The 20526-nt window shown below is 73.9% G+C and carries 20 protein-coding genes; 10 read left to right on the top strand and 10 right to left on the bottom strand.

Annotated elements, in window-relative coordinates; translation table 11 throughout:
• Positions 1-37 precede the first annotated feature (37 nt).
• From ACWCSU_RS22375 to ACWCSU_RS22360, 4 genes are all read left to right on the top strand, one after another.
• Positions 38-832, top strand: coding sequence for an ABC transporter permease (locus tag ACWCSU_RS22375; RefSeq protein WP_364088089.1), 795 nt, complete (start codon positions 38-40; stop codon positions 830-832).
• The gene (locus ACWCSU_RS22370; protein ID WP_449937170.1) at positions 829-1572 is read left to right on the top strand and encodes an ABC transporter permease; all 744 of its coding nucleotides are present in this window, start codon (positions 829-831) and stop codon (positions 1570-1572) included. Before ACWCSU_RS22375 ends, ACWCSU_RS22370 begins: the two co-directional genes overlap by 4 nt.
• Positions 1573-1665: 93 nt before the next feature.
• Positions 1666-2634, top strand: coding sequence for an ABC transporter substrate-binding protein (locus ACWCSU_RS22365; protein WP_364088085.1), 969 nt, complete (start codon positions 1666-1668; stop codon positions 2632-2634).
• Positions 2631-3854 (top strand): flavin-dependent oxidoreductase, encoded by a 1224-nt coding sequence (locus tag ACWCSU_RS22360; protein ID WP_449937168.1) that lies wholly within the window; start codon positions 2631-2633, stop codon positions 3852-3854. The genes ACWCSU_RS22365 and ACWCSU_RS22360 overlap by 4 nt, the downstream gene beginning before the upstream one ends.
• 110 nt (positions 3855-3964) lie before the next feature.
• On the opposite strand, the gene ACWCSU_RS22355 is transcribed toward ACWCSU_RS22360, so the two are convergent.
• From ACWCSU_RS22355 to ACWCSU_RS22345, 3 genes are all read right to left on the bottom strand, one after another.
• Positions 3965-4849, bottom strand: a complete 885-nt coding sequence (locus ACWCSU_RS22355; RefSeq protein ID WP_449937167.1) for a DUF2382 domain-containing protein — start codon at positions 4847-4849, stop codon at positions 3965-3967.
• Between the two features lie 104 nt (positions 4850-4953).
• Positions 4954-5589: a hypothetical protein gene (locus ACWCSU_RS22350; RefSeq protein WP_449937164.1), complete on the bottom strand. Its 636-nt coding sequence runs from the start codon at positions 5587-5589 to the stop codon at positions 4954-4956.
• Positions 5590-5639: 50 nt separating this feature from the next.
• Positions 5640-6179, bottom strand: a complete 540-nt coding sequence (locus tag ACWCSU_RS22345) for a DUF4142 domain-containing protein (RefSeq protein WP_449937161.1) — start codon at positions 6177-6179, stop codon at positions 5640-5642.
• 176 nt (positions 6180-6355) lie between these two features.
• Here ACWCSU_RS22345 and ACWCSU_RS22340 point away from each other — a divergent pair, with 176 nt between their 5' ends.
• Both ACWCSU_RS22340 and ACWCSU_RS22335 read left to right on the top strand, forming a co-directional pair.
• Positions 6356-6805 carry a pyridoxamine 5'-phosphate oxidase family protein gene (locus ACWCSU_RS22340; protein ID WP_364088075.1) on the top strand — a complete coding sequence of 150 codons (450 nt, stop codon included), beginning with the start codon at positions 6356-6358 and terminating at the stop codon, positions 6803-6805.
• Between the two features lie 126 nt (positions 6806-6931).
• Positions 6932-7219 carry a HesB/IscA family protein gene (locus ACWCSU_RS22335; protein WP_357706551.1) on the top strand — a complete coding sequence of 96 codons (288 nt, stop codon included), beginning with the start codon at positions 6932-6934 and terminating at the stop codon, positions 7217-7219.
• 50 nt (positions 7220-7269) lie between these two features.
• Here ACWCSU_RS22335 and ACWCSU_RS22330 read toward each other — a convergent pair whose 3' ends face one another.
• Complete coding sequence (locus ACWCSU_RS22330; RefSeq protein ID WP_449937159.1) at positions 7270-8247, bottom strand: acetylxylan esterase; 978 nt, start codon at positions 8245-8247, stop codon at positions 7270-7272.
• Positions 8248-8360: 113 nt separating this feature from the next.
• Between ACWCSU_RS22330 and ACWCSU_RS22325 the strand changes: the two genes are divergently transcribed.
• Together ACWCSU_RS22325 and ACWCSU_RS22320 are read left to right on the top strand one after the other, a co-directional pair.
• Positions 8361-8651, top strand: coding sequence for a hypothetical protein (locus ACWCSU_RS22325; RefSeq protein WP_357706557.1), 291 nt, complete (start codon positions 8361-8363; stop codon positions 8649-8651).
• Positions 8652-8660: 9 nt separating this feature from the next.
• A complete protein-coding gene (locus tag ACWCSU_RS22320) occupies positions 8661-9890 on the top strand; it encodes an alpha/beta fold hydrolase (protein ID WP_449937156.1) in 1230 nt (409 codons plus the stop codon).
• A gap of 10 nt (positions 9891-9900) precedes the next feature.
• On the opposite strand, the gene ACWCSU_RS22315 is transcribed toward ACWCSU_RS22320, so the two are convergent.
• The 6 genes from ACWCSU_RS22315 to ACWCSU_RS22290 form a co-directional block, all read right to left on the bottom strand.
• The gene (locus ACWCSU_RS22315; protein WP_449937154.1) at positions 9901-13974 is read right to left on the bottom strand and encodes a hypothetical protein; all 4074 of its coding nucleotides are present in this window, start codon (positions 13972-13974) and stop codon (positions 9901-9903) included.
• A gap of 128 nt (positions 13975-14102) precedes the next feature.
• Positions 14103-15596: a DHA2 family efflux MFS transporter permease subunit gene (locus ACWCSU_RS22310; protein ID WP_449937153.1), complete on the bottom strand. Its 1494-nt coding sequence runs from the start codon at positions 15594-15596 to the stop codon at positions 14103-14105.
• Between the two features lie 134 nt (positions 15597-15730).
• Complete coding sequence (locus ACWCSU_RS22305; protein ID WP_357706565.1) at positions 15731-16255, bottom strand: type II toxin-antitoxin system Phd/YefM family antitoxin; 525 nt, start codon at positions 16253-16255, stop codon at positions 15731-15733.
• A 67-nt stretch (positions 16256-16322) separates the two neighbouring features.
• Positions 16323-17273: a TIGR01777 family oxidoreductase gene (locus tag ACWCSU_RS22300; protein WP_449937151.1), complete on the bottom strand. Its 951-nt coding sequence runs from the start codon at positions 17271-17273 to the stop codon at positions 16323-16325.
• A gap of 95 nt (positions 17274-17368) precedes the next feature.
• On the bottom strand, positions 17369-18217 hold the full coding sequence (locus ACWCSU_RS22295) for an aldo/keto reductase (RefSeq protein WP_449937150.1): 849 nt from the start codon (positions 18215-18217) through the stop codon (positions 17369-17371).
• 82 nt (positions 18218-18299) lie between these two features.
• Positions 18300-18929, bottom strand: coding sequence for a class I SAM-dependent methyltransferase (locus tag ACWCSU_RS22290; RefSeq protein ID WP_449937149.1), 630 nt, complete (start codon positions 18927-18929; stop codon positions 18300-18302).
• A gap of 104 nt (positions 18930-19033) precedes the next feature.
• Between ACWCSU_RS22290 and ACWCSU_RS22285 the strand changes: the two genes are divergently transcribed.
• A complete protein-coding gene (locus ACWCSU_RS22285) occupies positions 19034-19798 on the top strand; it encodes an SDR family NAD(P)-dependent oxidoreductase (protein ID WP_357706571.1) in 765 nt (254 codons plus the stop codon).
• Between the two features lie 59 nt (positions 19799-19857).
• Positions 19858-20484 (top strand): DUF4142 domain-containing protein, encoded by a 627-nt coding sequence (locus ACWCSU_RS22280; RefSeq protein ID WP_449937148.1) that lies wholly within the window; start codon positions 19858-19860, stop codon positions 20482-20484.
• Positions 20485-20526: the final 42 nt, after the last annotated feature.

Below are 20526 nucleotides of genomic sequence, written 5' to 3'. Positions count from 1 at the left end.
CATTGCCGCCCTACTCCCCCGGCGCCGAGGCGCCGCCGTGCGCCTGATCCCCTCCCGTCCCTTCGACAGCGCCGCCGTGTGCGGCGTGGCGGGCACCGTCATGCTGCTGTGCGCCGCCGAGGCGGCCGGCCGTCTCGGGCTGGTCTCCCAGCTGGAGCTGCCGCTCGTCTCGGCGGTGCTGGTCACCGCCGCCGGGCTCGCCGCCGACCCCGCCTTCCTGGCCGACGTGCTGGCCACGTGCGGCGCGTGGGCGCTCGGCCTGCTGACCGCCGTGGCGGTGGCCGTGCCCGCCGGGCTGCTGCTGGGCAGCGTGCCGCCGGTCGAGCGGGCCCTGCGTCCCGTGCTGGAGTTCCTGCGGCCCATCCCCTCGGTGGCGCTCATCCCCCTGGCCGCGTTCGTCTTCACCGGCCGGCTGGAGACGGAGGTCGCGATGATCGTGTACGCCGCCACCTGGCCCGTCCTGCTCAACACCATGTACGGCCTGCGCGAGGTCGACCCGCTGGCCAAGGAGACGATGCGGGCCTTCGGGTTCGGCCCGCCGGCCGTGCTGTGGCGGGTCAGCCTGCCGAGCGCGGCCCCGTTCGTGGCGACCGGCGTACGGGTGGCCGCGGCCATCGCCCTGATCCTGGCCGTCAGCACCGAGCTGCTGGCCGGGACGAGCGGCATCGGGCACTTCATCATCGTGGCCGAGAGCAGCCCGGACGGCCTGCGCCTGACCATCGCCGCCACCCTGTGGGCCGGCGCGCTCGGCCTGCTCACCAACACGCTGCTCGCCCACGCCTCCCGGCGGCTGCTGCGCTGGCACACGGCCCTGACGGGAGCGGCCCGGTGATCAGGTCCCTGGCACGGCTGTGGGCCGTCCCGGTCGTCGTGGCCCTCTGGGAGCTGGCCACCAGGGCGGCGGGCAACCCCTACTTCCCGCCGCCGTCCACGATCGCGCTGCGCCTGGGCGACCTGTGGATCAGCCGGGCGGCCCTGGACGACCTCTCCCGCAGCCTGGGCCGGCTGCTGACCGGGTGGGTGGTGGCCGGCGTCGCGGGTGTGGCGGCCGGGGTCGCCATGGGCCGTTCGCCGTTGCTGGCCAGGTTCGTGGACCCGGCCGTGCAGTTCTGCCGGGCGCTGCCGCCGCCGGCGCTGCTGCCGGTGTTCCTGGCGCTGTTCTCGACGGGCACGCTCATGCAGGTCGCGACCATCGCGTGCGGCATCGTCTGGCCGGTGCTGATCAACGCCGCCGACGGCGCCCGCAACGTCGACCGGCTGCACCTGGACACCGCGCGGGTCTTCAGGCTGTCGGCCGGTCAGCGCCTGCTGCGGGTCGTGCTGCCGTCGGCGGCCCCGAAGATCCTGGCCGGGTTGCGGCTCAGCCTGTCGCTCGCGCTGATCCTCATGGTCATCGCCGAGTTCTTCGCCACCGACGGCGTCGGTTTCCGATTGCGCGCGGCGCAGCGTTCCTTCGACCTGCCGGGCATGTGGGCCGCCGTCACCGTGCTCGGCGTTCTCGGTTATCTGCTGAATCAGGTGTTCCTGATGGTCGAACGCCGGATGGCGGCGAATTATGGCGCGTCCGAATAAAGCCGCCCGGGAATGAAGGAGATTACTCGGCGGCTGTTCCTCTCGCGTTTCCCCGGCACGCTTTCGTTCACGAACCCACTCCTTGGAGCGTTCATGCGTCTGTTACTCGCGGCGGTCGCCCTCGCCCTCGCCATGACCGGGTGCGGCGGGGCGGACCCCCGGCCGTCGTCCGGCGGGCCGGAGAAACCCGTGCTCAACCTCGGCATGCTAGCCCTTCCCGAGGTCGCCCCCATACAGATCGCCATCGACAAGGGCTACTTCGCGGCGGAGGGCCTGACCGTCAAGCCCGTCGTGATCCAAGGCGGGGCCGCCGCGATGCCCGACCTGATCAGCGGCAAGCTGGACGTCCTGCACAGCAACTACGTCTCGGCGATGCTGGCCGCCTCGCGCGGCGTGGGCCGGTTGAAGGTCGTCGGCGAGGCGTACGTGGCCAAGCCCGGCAACTTCGTCCTCATGACGAGCAAGGACTCGCCCGTCACGGAACTGGCCGACCTCAAGGGCAGGAAGGTGGGCGTCAACACCCTCGGCAACGTCGCCACCCTGGCCGTGAGCGCGCTGCTCAAGCCCGCCGGCGTGACACCCGCCGACATCACCTTCGTCGAACGGCCGTTCCCGCAGATGGCCGGCGCGCTGGCCAACGGGGACGTGGACGCGGCCGTCCTGCCTGAGCCGTTCTGGCAGACCGCGGCCGCCACGAACGGGGCCCGCTCCCTGTCGGACCTGTTCACCGGGGCGACCGCCGACTTCCCGATGGCGGGCTACCTGACCACCGAGGGCTTCGCGGCCGACAATCCGCGCACGGTGGCCGCCTTCCAGCGCGGCCTGCGCAAGGCGGTGGACCTGGCGATCGCCGACCCGGCCCAGGCCAAGGCCGCGCTGCTGAAGTACACCAAGATCGACAAGGCCACGGCCGACCGGATGGCGCTGGGCGGCTACTCCACCGCCGTCGACAAGGCCCGGCTGCAGCGAGTGGCCGACCTCATGCTCCAGTTCAAGGGCAGCGGCTACCTGGAGGCGCCGTTCGACGTCTCCGCCCTGCTCCTGCCCGGAGGCTCCTCATGACGGGGTTCGCGGCGCGGCGTCCGAGGCGGGTGGTCATCGCCGGAGCGGGCATCGCCGGGCTCACCGCGGCCCTGTCCCTGCACGCCGCGGGCATCACCGACGTGACCGTGCGCGAGGCGGTCAAGGACGTCCGCCCGCTCGGCGTGGGCATCAACCTGCTGCCGCACGCCGTGCGCGAGCTCGTCGAACTGGGCCTGGGCGAGCGCCTGGCCCGCATCGGCGTCGAGACGGCCGACCTGACCTTTCTCACCCGGCGCGGGCAGCACATCTGGTCCGAGCCGCGCGGCCGGGCCGCGGGCCACGCCTGGCCGCAGTACTCGATCCACCGCGGCCGATCACAGCTCATGCTCCTGGACGCCGTACGCGAGCGCCTGGGCCCGGACGCCGTGCTGACCGGCTCCCCCGTCACTGGGCTCGACCACGACGGCGACCTGCTCGTCGGCGCCGACGGCATCCGCTCCGCCGTCAGGGCCGCGCTGTTCCCCGGCGAGGGCGACCCGCTCTGGGGCGGTCACGTGCTGTGGCGCGGCACGTCCCGAGCCCGGCCGTTCCTGACCGGCCGATCCATGATCATGGCGGGGGACGGCACGCAGAAGATCGTCATCTATCCGATCGCGCCGCCGGACCCCGACGGCACCCAGCTCATCAACTGGGCCATCCAGCACCGGGCCCCCGAGACCACGCCCCGGGGCGACTGGAACCGCGAGGTCGAGATCGCGAAGTTCCTCCACCACGTGGCGGACGTGCGCTCCGACGCCCTCGACATCCCCGCCCTCATCGCCTCGGCCGACCAGGCGTACGAGTACCCGCTCGTGGACCGGGACCCGCTGCCGCGCTGGTCGTCGGGGACGGTGACGCTGATGGGCGACGCCGCGCACCCGATGTACCCGACCGGGTCCAACGGCGGCACGCAGGCCGTCATCGACGCCCGCGTGCTGGCCTACGCCCTGGCCACCGGTCAGGGGCTGGAGTTCTACGAGAGCCGGCGGCGGCCGGTCACGAACCAGATCGTGCTGGCCAACCGGGAGGACGGGCCCGAGGTCGTCCTGAAACTGGCGCACGAACGCGCCCCGGACGGGTTCGCCGACATCGAGGAGGTCGTCCCCCGGGACACGCTGGAGAAGATCTCGCTGCACTACCAGCAGCTCGCGGGCTTCGAGCCGGCCGTCCTGAACGCCCGCCCGAGCTGGTCCGTCCCCCCGGACACCGGCCGGGGCTGAGCGGGGCCGGCGGTGGGCGCGTGGTGGGCATGTGGTGGACCTGGTGGGCGTGGTGGGCGCGGTGAGGCGGGGGCGCGTGGGCGCCCCCGCACGGGACCCGGAAGGGCCTCCTACCGCTTCGGCGGGAGGTCGTCCCCGCGGTTGCGGGTGTGCTCGCGCGCGTTGCCGTCCTCGTCGACCTCCAGGCGTTCCCTCCTGACCTGGCCCTCGACGGTCTCTTCGTGCTGGACGGTCTCCTTGTGCACGCGGATGTGCTCGACCGGCCTGGTCTCCTTGCCGATCACCGGCCGTTCCTCGTGCAGGGTGATCTGCTGCTCGTCCTCGCCGATCTCGTACGTGCCGGGCTGGCCGTCCCTGATGGGCTCGCGCTCGATCACGACCTCCTCGTGCGAGAGCGGCACCCTCTCCTGGACGTTCTCCGTCTCGACGTACTTGCGCAGCCGGACGTGCCCGGTCTCGCGGCTCTCCTTGCCGACGCGCAGCCGTTCCTCGGACGTGGTCATGTCGATGTCGCGGTCGCCCACGTCCCGGCCGCGCGGCTTGCCCGGCTGTCCGGTCGGGACCGCCTGGCCCGTCTGTCCGGTCATGCCGGTGCGCCGGCCGCGCTCCTCGGCCGTCCGCGACTCCCCCATGGGCCGCTGGGCCTGCCGCTCCCCCGCGGCGGGCGAGCGCTGGGACGGGATGGTGGACGGCTGCATCCCGTAGTACCGGTAGAGCTCGGCCTCCTCCTCCAAGGAGAGGCGGCCGTCCACGTCGATGTTGGGCGCGCCCTTGATCATCTCCTTGTCGAAGGGGACCCTGATCTCGTCCCCGGCGCGGCGGGCGTTGGCCAGCGGCACGAAGGTCTGCCTCATGCCGAAGAACCCCGTGCGAACCGTGACCCACTCCGGCTCGCCGGTGCGGTCACTGAGGTAGACCTGGCCCACCTTGCCGATCGAATGTCCGTCCGACCCGATCACATGGCACTCGAGCAGGCTTCGGATCTCTGTTTGCATAGCCACGACGATCCCCCCGATTGTTCGTCCTGGTTCAAACAGGACAAATACCCCAGAACGTCGCATATGCACACATGGGTCGGCCAGTCTTTGCCATAAACGGTCTAGGGCGGAGGCACGCCGCGGCCCTGCCGGGAGCCCTCGTAGGCGGCCCGCCGCAGCCGGGCCGTCCATCCGGCCGGACGCAGGCAGGGATGGCTGTTGAGCACCGGGTCGAACGTCAGGTCCTCGCCGGGCAGCGCGGCGTGCAGGCGCAGGCGGGCGAGGTAGCGGCCACCGGCCCACAGATGGAACAGCAGCGGGCCGCGGGCCAGCGCGCCGGGCAGCAGCGCGGGGTCGGCGGGCACGCGCTCACCCTCGGGGCGGGCGACCAGCCGGTACCGTCCGGTTCCGTACACGTAGGGCGTCAGGGTGGAGTACGGCCCCGACATGAAGGTGCGGCGCGGCACCGGCAGGCCGCCCACGCCGGTGGACAGCAGCAGATCGACCCCGTTGGGCAACCGCACGGCCAGCCCCAGCACGTCGGGCAGCCGTCCCGGCAGGGACAGCCCCTTGGACAGCCGGGCCCGCACCTCGTGCTCGCCCGGCTCACCCAGCGGCGCCGCCTCGACCGTCAGCGTGCCCGCCAGGAGCAGGCCGCGCCGGTGCAGCGCGCGGCCGTGCCGGAGCCCGGCCACCTCGCGCGCGGCGGCGCGGGCCAGGGAGGCGACCGCGTCCGGCCCGCCCGCGCCTTCAGGCATCGCGGGCACCTCCGCCGGTCCCGCGCCTTCGGGCATCGCGGGCGTCTCCGTCAGTCCTGCGCCTTCTTCAGCGCCTTCAGGTGCTCCTCCAGCGTCGGGGTCGCGGACTCGGCCAGGGCCACCACCGCCGGCGAGGAGCCCTTGGAGATCTCCTCCTTGGTGGCCTCGATCGCCGTCTTGTGGGCCTTGAGCATGCTCGCGACGAACTCCTTGTCGAACTCCTTGCCCTTGGCCTCCTGCAGGCGCTTGGCCATGGCGGCCTGCTCGGAGGTCAGCCCGGCGGGAAGCTGGATGGCGAGCTGGCTCGCGGTCTGGGTCACCTTCTTGTCGAACTGGGTGTGGTCGTCGACCAGCATCCGGCCGATCGACTTGACCTGGTCGGTGGCACCCTTCTTCTCGGCCAGGCGGCCCGCCTCGATCTCGGCCAGGTTGCCCCGGTGGATGGTCGCCATCCAGGTCCTGTCCTGCTCGGACGGCTGAGCGTCGGTCCGCGGCGCCAGCCCCGCGGTGTTGGTGGTGGCGCTTTCGCCGCACCCCGACAGGGCGACGACGGCCGCGGCGGCCAGCAGCATGGTCAGACGAGTACGCATAAGTTTTCCTATGACATGGTGATACATCTCCGTCACAGAGCGTAACCATGTGGTCGTGACTTCCCCCTCAGGCGCGCCGCGCCATATGCCGGTCAGGCGGCGAGGGGGTCGCTGTCGCGCTCCTCCGCCGGGAGCCGTCATCATGTGACGGACGCGACAAGAGTGCGAGGAGAAGAATGACGCCACCGGCCCGTTCACCGGAGCAGCGCAAGCAGGACACGCTCGACCGGCTCGAACACGACGTCGACGCCTGGGTGGCCACGGCGGGCGACGGCGGCCCGTACATGACGCCGCTGTCGTTCCTGTGGGACGGGCACACGCTGCTGCTGTCCACCGCGGACGCCACGCCCACCGGCCGGAACCTGCTGGCCGGCGGCACCGTCCGGCTCGGCCTGGGCCTGACCAGGGACGTCGTCCTGATCGAAGGCACGGTGACCGCGCAACCGGCCGGCACGATCCCGGACGACATCGGCGACGCGTTCGCGGTCAAGACCGGGTTCGACCCGCGTGAGTCGCGCGGCCCGTACACCTACTTCCGGGTGACGCCGGTGCTGGTGCAGGCGTGGCGCGAGGTCAACGAGCTGGCGGGCCGCGACCTCATGCTCGACGGCAAGTGGACCGTCTGACCGGAACCCGTGTCACGACGACGAGCCCGGCCCCCGAAGGTAAAGAAAACACCAAGGAGGGTTGGGTCCCGGCATCGGGGGAATGGCAGGCAACTCTCTGTACGTCGACCGTGAGGAGGAGCCGTAGTGCTCACCCTGACAGCCAACGCAGCCCAGGCGATTCGCGACCTGACCGCGTCCGCGCCGGAACCCGCGCAGGGCGGGATCCGCATCTCGTCGCAGGGCGACGGCGCGAATTCGCTCACCCTTTCCCTGGCCACGGCCCCGGAGCCGGCGGACGAGGTCGTCGAGACCGAGGGCGCCCGGGTCTACCTCGACCCCGTGGCCGCCACCGTGCTGGACGACAAGGCCCTGGACGCCGGGGCCGACGCGCAAGGGAGCGTGTCGTTCATGGTGACGCCGCAGGCGGTGTGACGGGAGCCGCCGTACCGGCGATCACGCCGGTACGGCGGCCACCCACCGGGTCAGCCGGCCAGGAGCTTGTGCAGGTAGCGGACCTGCTCCTCGGTCTGGTAGCCGGACCCGCCCTCGTGCCCGTTCCAGGGCCAGACGTTGATCTCCTTCGGTCCCTGCCAGTGGTTGTAGGCGGCGAAGACCGTGGAGGGCGGGCAGACGGAGTCCATGAGCGCGACCGAGTACAGCGCGGGCACCCGGCCGCGCGCGGCGAAGTTGACGCCGTCGAAGTACGACAGCGTGCGGAACACCTGGTCGGCGCCGTCCCTGCGGGAGGCGAGGAAGCGCACCAGCTCCTGGTACGGATACTCGTCGGTGATCTCGACCGCCCGCCGGAAGTGCGTCAGGAACGGCACGTCCACCAGCGCCGCCCGCACTGACGGGCGCAGCGCGGCCGTGGCCTGCGCGATCGCGCCGCCCTGGCTGCCGCCCGAGACCACGATGCGGCTCGCGTCCACCGCCGGGTGGGCCGCGGCCACGTCGACCGCCCTGGCCGCGTCGGTGAACACGCGGCGGTAGTAGTAGTCCTCGGGGTCGAGGATGCCGCGCGTCATCATGCCGGGCGCCTGCACGTTGGCGCTGCCGTGCGGGTCGCCGGTCACGCCGGGGCTGCCCGGGCTCGCGCCGCCGTGCCCCCGGGTCTCCATCACGAACACCGCGTATCCGGCCGTGGGCCACAGCAGGTGGTCCTTCGGGAAGCCGCGCCCGCCGCTGTAGCCGATGTAGTGCATCACGCACGGCACCGGCTCCTGAACGCCGCGCGGCAGGATGAACCAGCCGCCGATGCGGTGGCCGCCCCAACCGGCGAACGACACGTCGTAGACGTCGACGCCGCTCAGCGGCAGGTCGTAGGGCACGAACTCGGCGGCCGGGTCGAACCTGCCTGCCTCGGCCAGCGTACGGGACCAGAAGTCGTCGAAGTCGGCGGGCTCGTCGCGGTCGGGGAGGTAGCCGCGCAGCTGCTCGATCGGCAGGTCGAACAAGGACATGAGGGGAACTCCAGCCTGTAGGTAACCCTGATATTTCACCTCATCGGCCCAGGTAAGCGCTATCCTCCGCGGGCCGGAAGCTGAAAGCGCGCGAGCGGGGTAGTGGCGAGCGCGTGAGCGAATACGTGATCGAGGTCCCCTCCTCCCATCTCTATCCCGGCCTGGTGCTGGAGGCCCCCGCGCACGCCGAGGACTTCCTCGTGCTGTTCGCCGACGACTCCGAGTCGCGGGCCCAGCTCCTCGGCGACGCCTCGGGCCGTCCGGTGCTGCGGGTCGGCGGCTACATGACCACGAACGGCACCGTCATCGACGAGCGGGTGTGGACCGTGCGCGAGACCCTGCGCGCCGGCGACCGCCTGCGCATCCGCCTCGGGCGCTCGCTCCCCTCCCCGGTCGGGGGCTAGCGTCCCCCTGTGAGGTCTTTCACCGGGATCGTGGCGGGCGCCGCGGTGCTCGCGCTGTCGCCCGTGGCCGGGCTCGCCGCGCTGGCCGGGACGGCGATGGTCGGCGCGCGGCCCGGGGTGTTCACGGGGACCGGCCTCGCCGTGTTCGCCTCGCTGTTCTTCCTCGGGCTGCTGCTGTGCGTGCCCCGGCCGGGCCCGGCGTGGGGACGGTGGTTACGGGCGGCGCTGATCCTGACCGTGGAGGCGGCGGTGGTCTGGCAGGTCGCGGGCGCGACGCTGACGCCGCCGCCGGTGCCGGTCGCGGCCGGGCCGCCGGTGGCCGGGCAGCGCGAGTGGCGGCTGGCGACGGGGTCGCGGCTGGCGTACGTGCGGGTCGCGCCGAAGCGGGTCACCCGGCCCGAGCCGGTGGTGTTCCTGTCCGGCGGGGCCGGCATGGCGGACGTGGCCACCGATCCTGCGTTCTACCGGCGGCTGGCCGCCGACGGGTACGAGGTCTACGTCTACGACCAGGTGGGCACGGGACGGTCGGCGCGGTTGCCGGACCCGGCCGTGTACGGGCTGGGACGGGACGTGGCGGACCTGGAGCAGGTGCGGCAGGCGATCGGCGCCCGCCGGCTGAACCTGGTCGCGCGCGGCGGCGGTACCCGGCTGGCGGCGGCCTACCTGTCCGCCCATCCGGACGGGGTCGCCAGGGCGGTGCTCGCCTCCCCCGCCGGGCTCGACGAGGTCCGTACCGCGTCGCTGCTGGACGACGGGCCGCCCGGCCCCCGGCTGCTGGCGGTGTACACGCTGCTGCGGGTCGAACCAGCGGCGGCGCACGCGTTCGCCGGCGACGCCGAACTCGACGCCCGCACGGCCGCGACCTCGGGGTCCGGCGACGACACCCCGGCCCCCTGCCCACCACCACCGCCGCTCCCCGCGAGCCCGAGGACCGCGAGTACCCCGGCCGCAGCGGACGGTTCGGGGGGATATGCGAGCCTGGTGGAGCGGCCGTCGCCGCCGGGGCTGCGGGAGGGGCTGGCCCGGGTGACGGCGCCCGTCCTGGTGGTCAAGGGGCCGTGCGACGGGGAGAGCTGGTCGGCGGCCACCGACGTCCGCCGGGCGATCCCCGGTTCCGGGTTCGCCTACGCCGAAGGGCGGGCGGCGTACCTGGGGACGTTGCGGGCGTTCCTGGCGGGCCGGGCGGTGCCCCCGTACGAAGGGGCCGCGCCGCCGCCCGGATATCTCGGCCCTTGGTGATTCGGCCCGCTCACCGGCGGGCGCGGGCGCAGGAGCCCGCCGTGGCCGCCGCCACCTTCCAGTCCGGCCCCGGGAACGGCGACATGAAGTGGGTCAGCAGGTCCACCGCGTAGTCCGGGGTCTGCCCGCCGGGGTCGAGGAAGGACACCATCTGCGGGCCGTCGGCGCCGCGCAGGGTGACCGAACCGCCCCTGCCGACGGCGGCGAAGCCGGGTTTGGCGTCCACCGTGAGGCAGGCCAGCCCGATCCCGGCGGCGGCGATCTCCTGGCGGGCGCCGATGCGGCGCATGCGCTGGTCGTAGCGGCGCAGGGCGAGCGAGGTGGCCCGGGTGAGCCGGAGCGAGCCGGTGAAGACGTCCTCGCCGATCTTCCTGCTCAGCCTGACCCGGAGGGAGACGTCGGGCCGCAGGTCCACGCCCTTGGCGGCCAGGTCGAGGCGGTCGTAGGCGCCTTCGAAGCCGGGCGCGAGGAACCCGGCCGCCGCCGGAGCCTTCAGCCCGAACGGGATGCGTCCCGGCCGCACCCGCAGCCAGGACATCCGCCGGACCGTCATCGACACCTCCCGAACCGCGCTCGCGCCCAGCGCGAAGTCCCCGCCGACCGCGTAGGTGAGGAAACCCGTGGTGTACGGGACCTCCTTGGACACGGCGATCCGCTGCCTGGCGACCGGGCCCGCGCGCAGCCCGGCGGCCACCGCGATCCGGCCCGTGGGCCCGGGTTTGGAGGCCAGGTCGAGCGACTGGTCGGGGTTGAGCCTGATCGTGGTGTCGGCGGCCAGGTCCTCGACGGTGAGCGAGACGGCGCCGAGCCGCCCGGAGGGGTCGACCAGGCCGCCGTCCACGCCCAGGTGGCCGTCCAGGGTGCTCGCGCCGCCCCGGTAGGTGATCGCCGGGACGCTCAGCCCGGCGGACGAGGCGTCGGCGTCCAGGCCGAGCACCGCCGGCACGTCGGTCAGCCGCAGCGCGCCGGTGCCCCGGCCGGGCAGGGTGACCTCCGCGGTCAGGCGCTCGACCGGCGCGGAGTTCCGTACGCGCACCCGGGTCCTGGCCCCGTACGCGGCCCGCACGTCCACGGCGGCGGGAACCGGGTCGAGGGCGACGTGGCCGCGCAGCCCGCCCGCCTCGGCCCGTACGTCGAGCGCGCCCAGGGTGGCGGACGGCTCGACGCGGTAGGCGACGTGCCCGGCGTCGAACGGCCCCAGCGACAACCGGGTGATCCTCGACGGCAGCCGGGTCAGCGTGGCCCGTGCCTTGACCGGGACCGGCGCGAGCACGCTGCTGGCCAGGTAGAGGGCGAGGGTGCGGCGCCTGGGCGCGAACCCGGCGAAGGCGAACGTGCCGCCCGCCGGGTCGATCGTCACCTGGCTGGGCAGGCCGGTGACGTCGAGGTAGCCCTGGAGGCCGTAGCAGCCGCGCCCCGCCGTGCAGAACGGGCCCTGTGCGCAGCCCTCGGTTCCGGCCGGGCAGCCGCCGTCCACCAGCGAGAGGCCGTCCCGCACGGCGGGGGCGGGCCGCATGCGGGCCAGCGCGGCGGTCCTGCCGAGCCAGGCGCGGGCGGTCACGCCGAGCCGGGAGCCGGAGTAGCTGAGCCTGCCCTCGGGCGTGGCGGCGACGGTCAGGTCGCCCGGCACCGGTCCCACCCTGCCGAGGACGCCGAAGCGCACGTCGCCCAGGACGATGTCGGCGTCCACGGCGAGCCGCTGCCGCGCGGCGCGGAACCCGGCACGGAAGCCCTGCCCGGACGGGCCGATCTCGACTCTCCGCAGGCCCTTGACCAGCACGCTCGCGTCCAGGTCGCCGGTGGCGCGGTCGTAGTGGGCGGCCAGGTGCGGGCCGTCGGGGGACGTGGCGCCGTCGTGGTTGGCCACGGCCAGGGCCGCCGATCCCACCGGGCCGGACAGCCCGCGGAAGCGGTAGCCGCCGTCCTTCCAGGCGGCCTCGAAGCGGGCCGGCACGCCGGTCACGTCGGCGGCGGCCCGCAGCCCCCGGCCGCCCGTCCTGATCCTGGCCAGCGCCGACACTTTCGCCACGGGGGCGCTCGCGGTCCAGGCGAGGGTGCCGGTCGAGGTGTCGGCGACCAGCTCGGCCCGTTTCCGCACCCCTTGCACCGCCACCCGCACGTCGTCCCCGCCCGCGGCGCGGCCGGCGTTCCCGAGGGTGGTGACGTACGACCTGGCCGCGTACAGGCTGAGGTCGCGGAGGCGGCCGGACGTGGTGACCTCGACCGACGAGCGCGCGCCCAGCGTCCACGCGGTCCGTACGTCCTCGCGCACGCCGCGGACCGTGCCGTCGATCGTCGGCCCGTTCCGTACGTCGGCGTAGGCGGCCCTGGCCCGGTCGATCACGCCGCTGGCCCGGTAGACGGCCCGTCCGGCGGCGGGGTCGAGGGAGAGGTCGACCTCGGCGGGCGTGTTGGAGATCTCCAGTCGTGCCAGGCGCGTCCCGTCGACGCCGGCCGCGCCCACGAAGGACCGGCGGCTCGCCCTGGCCTTCAGGTGCGCGTGCGGCGCCGCGCCGTACGTGACGTCGAACGCCGACAACCCGGACAGCAGCGCCGAGATCCCGACCGCGTCGCCGTCCTTGATCATGGTGACGTGGCCGCCGGAGGGGCTGGAGACCGCGCCGCCGCCACGTTGCAGGACCGCGGCGAAGCGGCCGATCGGCGAGCTGGCCGTCTGGGTGACGCGCCGCGCGGCCGGGTCGTTCTCCATGCGGACCCGGGCGGGCAGCCCGCTCAGCTCGGCCCGCAACACGGTCCTGGACGCGGCCCGGTCGTAGTAGAGCACCTCGGCCGAGCCCGTCCGCGCGGGCCGGGACGACTCGACGGTCAGCGTCTGCCCGCCGCCGGTCGAGGCGTAGGCGGCGGTGAAGGAGCGGGGCACCTCGCGCAGCCCGGCGCTCACCACGGTGGCCAGGCGGCCGTCGCGGTAGAGGTGGCTGTGCAACTCGGCGCGGGCGATCGGGGCGGGGGCGGTGAAGCGGATCCGTCCGCCGGACAGGCGCACCCGGGCGCGGGTGGGCATGCGGTCCAGTACGGCCTGCGTGTAGCGGGTCCGGGAGACGGCGATCGCGTCGAGCCTGGCGGGCCGGGAGGCGGTGACGTCCAGCTCGACGGCCCCGGGCTTGGAGGTGGCCTCCGACGCGGGTGAGCCGAGTGCGGCCTCGACGGTGAGCCGTTCGGTGGCGGGGGTCTGGCGCAGGCTCACGGTGGTGCGCCCGGTCAGCCCCGCCAGGGTGACGGCGGACGCTCCCGGGTCCTTCCTGGTGACGCTCGCCCTGACCGTCCCGCCTTCCTGGTCGAGGGTGAACGTCCCGCGGTCGAGCACCGAGAGCGACGCGCCGGCGCGCAGGCCGTCGAACCCGACGGTCACCCTGTCGTCGTACTCGGCCCAGACCAGCGCCTTCACCTTCTGCCCGGACAGGCTCCTGACGGCGAACCCGAGCCCGACGTCCCCCTTTCCGGGGTTCGCGGCGGGCACCAGGTCGGCCGCCAGGTCGGGGAGGCCGTCGCCGGTGACGTCCGCGGCGACCGGCACGGCGACGGGCCTGCGCGCCGAGCACGCCACCGTCCGCGCCACCCCCATCACACACAACCGGTACGTCAGCGCCTGCCCCTTCACCATCCGCCCGCCCTGGGCCAGGGGGGTGTTCAGGCGCAGGGCGTCCAGAGCCCTGGTCACGGCGGAAGGCGGGCGCAGGAGGGTCAGCGGCGCGGCGCCGGTCGTGTCGGGCAGCAGGGCGGCGGGGTCGGGGGCCTGCCGCCCGAGCCCCTGCCGTTCCTGCCGCCGCGCGGCCAGCGCGGCGATCCCGTCGGCGAGGGACGTTCCGGCGGGCGTGGTGATCTCCGGTCGTTCCGGCCCCACCGGCCCCTCCCCCATCGGCCGGACGGCGGGTGACGGCCCGGAACGAACGGTCACCACGGCCGGCGGCGGCTCCTTCACCGCGGGCACCACCACCTGACCAGGCGCTGAAGCCCGAACGGCGGCCGTCGTCGCGGCATGGCTGGAGACGGCGAGCGGCCCACCCGCCAGCGCGGTGGCTGCGATGGACGTCGAAGCGAGCACGCGCAGGAGGGCGTGCGGCATGAAGCGTTCCCCCGGACCGGTCTAACTCATCCCATCAGAAACAATGGTCACGAGATGACCATATTTCCTCACTAATCGTCAAACTCGCCCCGACATGGAACTCCAGTTTCCGCCCCCTCGCCGGGCCACTACGCCGCCCGGCGGGCCCCCGTCCGGCTCACGGCCGTGACCACCGTGGCCGCCACGGCGAGCACCAGCAGGACGGTCACCGCCAGCCGGTAACCGTCCTGCAGCACGTCGGCCACGCCGGACAGCCGGGACGGGTCGGCGGCGTAGACCAGGTGCCGCTCGGCGGCCGGCACGGACGCGGCGACGATGGCCAGCGACATGGCGGTGCTGATCACGGTCGAGACGTTGACCAGCATGAGCCGTACGCCGTTGACCACGCCGAGCCGGTTCTGCGGCGCGTCCATCATGATCGCGGTGGTGTTGGCCGTGATGAACAGCCCGCTGCCCGCGCCCACCAGCCCGAGCGCCGTCCCGAGCCAGGCATACGGCACGGACGGGTCCAGCGCGGCCAGCATGACCGCCATGCCCGCCGCGCTCAGCGCCGATCCGGCCACGGCCACCGTACGCGGATGGAAGCGTCCGGTCAGTGCCCCGGCGACCAGCGAGGTCAGGGCCGAGGCGGCCGAGACGGGCAGCACGGCGAGCCCCGCCTGGGCGGGCTCGAACTGCCGGGTGGACTGCAGGAACAGCGAGATCACCAGCACGATCGAGAACTGCCCGAGCGAGTTGAGCACGGCCGCCAGGTTGGCCAGCGCGAAGCCGCGGTCGCCGAACAGCCGCAGGTCGAGCAGCGGCGTGCGGCTGCGCCACTCGACCAGCGCGAACACCGGCGCCGCCGCCGCGAACGCCACCCCGCCCGCCACCACCCACGGGCTCAGCCAGCCCAGCGAGCTGCCCTGCGACAGGGCCAGCAGCAGCCCGCTCAGCCAGGTGAACAGCAGGACGATCCCCGGCAGGTCCAGCCGCTCGCGCGGCCCCCTCGGCACCGGCCGGAGGGTGACGGCGCCCCAGACGATGGCCGCGACGCCGACGGGCACGTTGAACCAGAAGACCCACCGCCAGCCCGCCGCACCCGCCAGGAACCCGCCGAACGACGGCCCGACCAGCCCCGCCACGGAGATGATGGCCATGTAGACGGCCATGCCGCGGCCCAGCCGCGCCGGCGGGAAGGCGCCGGCCAGGATGGCCGAGCTGTTGGCGAGGATCATGGCCGAGCCGCACGCCTGGGCGACGCGGGCGGCCAGCAGCAGCTCGATCGAGGGCGAGAACCCGGCCGCCAGGCTCGCCGCGGTGAACACCATGAACCCCAGCAGGTACGTGCCGCGCCTGCCGAACAGGTCGGCCACCCGTCCGAACACCACCAGCCCGACCGAGCTGACCAGCATGTAGGCCAGCAGCACCCAGCTCGCCAGGAAGGCGTCGGCGTGGAAGTGCGCGACGACGGCGGGCAGGGCGACGTTGAGCGAGCTGGAGTTGAGCCCGGTCAGGAACATGCCGAGGCTGGTGACCGAGACGGCTCGCCAGGCGTACCGCAGCCGGGCGGCCTCGTCCTCCTCCGCCGCCGCCCCCACGACCGGCTCCGACACGACGGCCTTGGACGGGCACTCAGTCACACCGGACCGCCTGAAGGTTCATGCGCCACTCTTTCTAGAATCTTCCTCTAGGAAAGAGGGCGGCCAGTCGATTGTCAAGATCCCGTCCGCGCACAGGCATGTCGGTGCCCCCGGTCAGGCGCGGCCTGGGGCGCTCAGTTCAGGGCGCGCAGGGCCTGCTCCAGGGTGTCGCCGGTGCCGACGGCCACTTCGCCGCCGTCGCGGTCACGGGCCACGGCGATCACGCCGGACCCGGTCGGATGGCGGCTCAGGGTGACCGTGCAGCCGTCGCGCAGCAGCGCGTCGGCGCCGCCCGCCCCCGGCGGCGCGACCTGCTCGCCCACCCGGGGACCGAGCAGGCGGGTGGCCGCGATCAGCGCGGCGACCGGCGTCCGGTGCCGGGCCAGCAGCACGGGACTGTCGTCGTACGGCTCGGCGACCTGCCGGACGAGGTCGCCGAGCTTGGCCTTGCCCGTGGACAACGACACCACCGGCAACCCGGCCAGCACCCCCGAAACCTTGGACAGCGGCACCAGGGCGGCCCACTCCCAGCGCTCCCGGGTGATCAGCGTGACCTGCCCCTCGCCCGCCGCGCTCACCAGCGCCCCCCATCGGGACCGCGCCTCCTCGACCCCGATCGGGACGCCCAGTCTTTCCTCCAGCTCGCTGTAACTGATCATGAGAATATCGTAAGGCGCCTTACGACCGCCCGCGTCTCCCCCCGACCTGCCCGGTCGCCGTCGCGGGTCAGCCCCTCCGGCCGAGGCGCACTCTCCGGACGAGCTCCTCGGCGGCCTCCGGCCACTCGGGGTGCTCGAAGGCGAAACCCGCCTCCAGGAGCCGGCCCGGGACGACCCGGCGGCTCTTGAACAGCAGCTCGGTGTCGGACCGCAGCGCGTACGCGCCCAACTCGGCCATCCACCGCGTCGCGGGCAGGCCCACCGGCACGCCCCAGGCGGACCGCAACGCCCGCATGAACGCGGCCTGCGGCAGCGGCCCAGGGGCGGCCAGGTTGACCGGTCCGCTCAGGTCGTCCCGCCCGGCCAGGAACTCGACCGCGCGGACGAGATCGCGGTCGTGGATCCAGGACACGTACTGGGCGCCGCCCGCGACCGGCCCGCCGAGGCCGAGCCGGGTCAGGCGCAGCAGCACGTCGAGGACGCCGCCACGATCGGGGCTCATCACCATGGCGGTGCGCAGGCCGACCTTGCGCGTGTACGGGGTCTCGGCCCGTTCCTGCTCCCGCTCCCACGCCTTGGCGATCTCGACGCTGTAACCCCAGTAGCCCGGCACGCCGGGCTCGTCGCCGCCGATCAGGCCGGTCGCCTCGTCGTTGGGCGCGTCGAAGCGGTGGGCGTAGACGGTGGCGGTGCTCATCTGCAGCCAGACCCGGGGCGGGCGCCCGGCGGCGGCGATCGCCCGGCCGACGGCCCGGGTGGAGCGCACCCGCGAATCCATCATGGCCCGCAGGTTGGCCGGGGTGTAGCGGCAGTTCACGCTCCGCCCGGCCAGGTTGATCACGAGGTCGCTGCCGTCGATCTTCCGCGTCCACGCGCCCGGGGTCTCGCCGTCCCAGGCGACCTCGCCCGGACGGGCCGGCCGCCGGGTCAGGATCACGACGTCGTGTCCGGCCGCGGTCAGCGCCCGGCGGAGGATCTCGCCGACCTGCCCGGTGCCTCCGGGAATCACCGTCTTCACCCGGTCGACACTACTCCGGGCTTTTGAACGCGTTCAGCGAGGGGGCCCGCGCGGTCGGGACGGGCTCGGCCGGCGTGTGCCCGGCCTCGGGTGGATCACTTCAGGGCGTGCATGTCCTCGTCGGTTAGGGCGAGGTCGGCGGCGTCCAGGTTCTCCTCCAGGTGAGCGGGCGAGCCGGTGCCCGGCGTGGGCAGGACGACCGGGGAGCGGTGCAGCAGCCAGGCCAGCGCCACCTGCCCGGACGTCGCGCCGTGCCGGGCGGCCACCCGTTCGATCGCCGTGCCCGCCCCGGTGGCGAGGGAGCCGTTGCCGAGGGGGAACCAGGGCAGGAACGCGATGCCCAGCTCCTCGCACCGCGCCAGCACCGGCTCCGACTCCCGGTCCAGCACGTTGAAGCGGTTCTGCACGGACGCCGGCCGCAGGATCGTCAGCGCCTCGTCGAGCTGGCCGAGGGTGACGGTGTCGAGCCCGATGTGCCGGATCTTGCCCTCTTCGCGCAGCTCGGCGAGCGTGCCGAGCTGATCGGCGAGCGGCACCGCGGGGTCGATGCGGTGGAGCTGGTAGAGGTCGATCGTCTCGGTGCGCAGGCGGCGCAGGCTCGCCTCGCACATGGCGCGCAGGTCCTCGGGACGTCCGGCGGGATGCCACGTGTCCGGCCCCGTACGGACCACGCCGCCCTTGGTGGCCAGCACCAGCTCGCCGGGGTACGGATGAAGGGCCCGCGCGATCAGCTCCTCGGCGACGCCGGGGCCGTAGTTGTCGGCGGTGTCCAGGAGCGTGACGCCGCGCTCGACGGCCCGGCGCAGCAGCGCGACCGCCTCGGCGGACGGCAGACGCGGGCCCCAGTAGCCGGGGCCGGTGAGCTGGGCGGTGCCGTAGCCGAGGCGGCGTACCCGCAGCTCACCGGCGATCTCGAACGTCGTGCCCACCCCTGTGCCCGCCACTGTGCCCGCCCCTCTCCTGACGAAGGGGCCCATCGTAAGGCCGCCGCCACCGCTGTGTTCCGCGCACCCCTCCGACACCCGCTCAGAGCATCGCCACCACCGCGTAGCGTTCGTCGGTGATCTCCTTGCCCCACAGGGCCGGGTCGGGAAGGGGATGCACCTGAAGGTCGCCGACCAGGGGGCGGAGGGCGGCGGTCAGGTTGACGGCGGTGACGCCGCCCATCCAGGGCAGGCGCTCGCCCGGCACGTAGCCGGACTGCTCGCCGGAGCTCTGCCAGCGGCCCTCCACCAGCACCAGCCGGCCGCCGGGGCGCAGCAGCGACACCCAGCGGGTCAGCGCCGCCTCCGGGTCGGGGATGGTCCACAGCAGGTGACGGGCCAGCACGACGTCGAAGCGGCTGTCGCCGACGGGCGGGTCGGCCGCGTCGCCGGTCAGCACCACGGCGTCGGTGGCGGCCAGCTTGGCGCGGGCCCGCCCGACCATGCGCGGGGCGAGGTCGACGGCGGTCAGGCGGTGGCCCCGGGCGGCCAGGAGCAGCGACAACGAGCCCGTGCCGCAGCCGAGGTCGAGCACGTCGAGCGGCCCTGCGGGCACCCACTCGGCCAGCCGCGCCGCCCAGGCGGCCCTGGTCGCGGGGTCGCGGAGCCCGTGGTCGGCTTCGTCGTCGAAGGAGTCGGCGGCGGCGTCCCAGAAACCGGCGATGGTCGTCATGGCCCGCATCCTGACAGGCGGCACCGACGGTTCCGCGACGTGCGGGCGGACGGGATCGGCGGAACCTGGTGTACTGGTCTGACCAGTCGCTAGTGTTCTCCAGCATGACGGGATATGACGCGCTGTTCCGCCTCGACGGGCGGCGGGCCGTGGTGATCGGGGCCGGGAGCGGGATCGGCAGGGAGGCGGCGTCCGCCCTGGCCGCGCATGGGGCCTCCGTGGTGTGCGCGGACCGGGACCTGGCCGCCGCCCAGGAGACCGCCGCCGGGTGCGACGGCCGGGCGCGCCTGCTCGACGTGCTGGACGCCGACGCCGTACGGGCGGCCGCCGCCGAGGAGCCGGCCGACGTGCTGGTGTTCACCGCGGCGACGAACGTGCGCAAGCGGCTGCTCGACTACACCGGCGAGGAGTTCGACCGGGTGGTGGGGCTGAACCTGCGGGCCTCGTTCGACGTGGTGCGGGCGTTCGGCGCCGGGATGGTGGAGCGGGGGCGCGGGTCGATCATCGGGTTCGCCTCGATCCGGGCGTCGGTGACCGAGCCGGGGCAGGGCGTCTACTCCGCCACGAAGGCGGGGCTGGTGCAGTTGCTGCGGACGGCGGCGGCCGAGTTCGGCCCCCACGGCGTGCGCGTCAACGCCATCGCGCCCGGCGTCGTGGAGACCCCGCTGACCAGGCAGATCAAGGACAACCCCGACTGGTACGCCGCGTACGCCGCCAAGAGCGCCCTCGGCCGGTGGGCCACCGCGCCCGAGATGGCGGGCGCGGTGGTCTACCTGGCGAGCGACGCGGCGAGCTTCGTGACGGGCTCGGTGTTGTACGTGGACGGCGGCTGGACCGCCGTGGACGGCCGTTTCGATCCTCCGAATTGAGGTGAATACTCCCGACCGAAGGGGGCAGCAGGCACGGGTCCCATTGAAGGGAGGGACTCATGAGAACAGCACGGAGCCACTTAGCACCCGCGGGAATCGCGGCCGTGCTGGCGTTGACCGTGTCCGCCACCACCCCCACCGCGGCCCAGGCCGCGACCGGGCCCACGGCGGCCCAGGCCGCCGGCGCCGTCCGGCCGGTGGCCGCGCCAGGCGCCGCGACCGCCCTGTCCGTCCAGGCGTTCCACGCCTCGGCCCAGGACCGGGCGTACCTGCGGCAGGCGCACCGCGGCAATCTCGCCGAGATCGCGGCCGGCCAGGCCGCGCTCCGCAGGGCGCACGACAGGGACGTGCGCGCGATCGCCTGGCGGCTGATCCGTGACCACCGCAAGCTCGACGCCCGGCTGCGCGAGGTCGCCCGGCGGCTGCGCGTCGGCCTGCCGGACGCGCCGAGCGCCGCCCAGCGCGACAGCCTGGACGCGGTGCTCGCCCGCCGTTCCGGTCACCGGTTCGACCGGGCGTGGCTGCGTCTCCAGACCGAGGCGCACGAGCAGACGCTCACGCTGATCAGGCGCGAGCTGCGGCACGGTCACTCCGGCTGGGTGCGGGACCTGGCGCGCGACGGCGCCCCCGTGGTCCGGCACCACCTGGACGAGGTCCGTACGGAACTCGACCACCACACCCGCTGACCGGCGCGCGACGTCACGTCCGATGAGCGGCGTGCGACGTCA

The organism is Nonomuraea sp. NPDC001699, from assembly GCF_053596455.1.
This window is presented reverse-complemented; position numbering and strand designations above follow the sequence as displayed.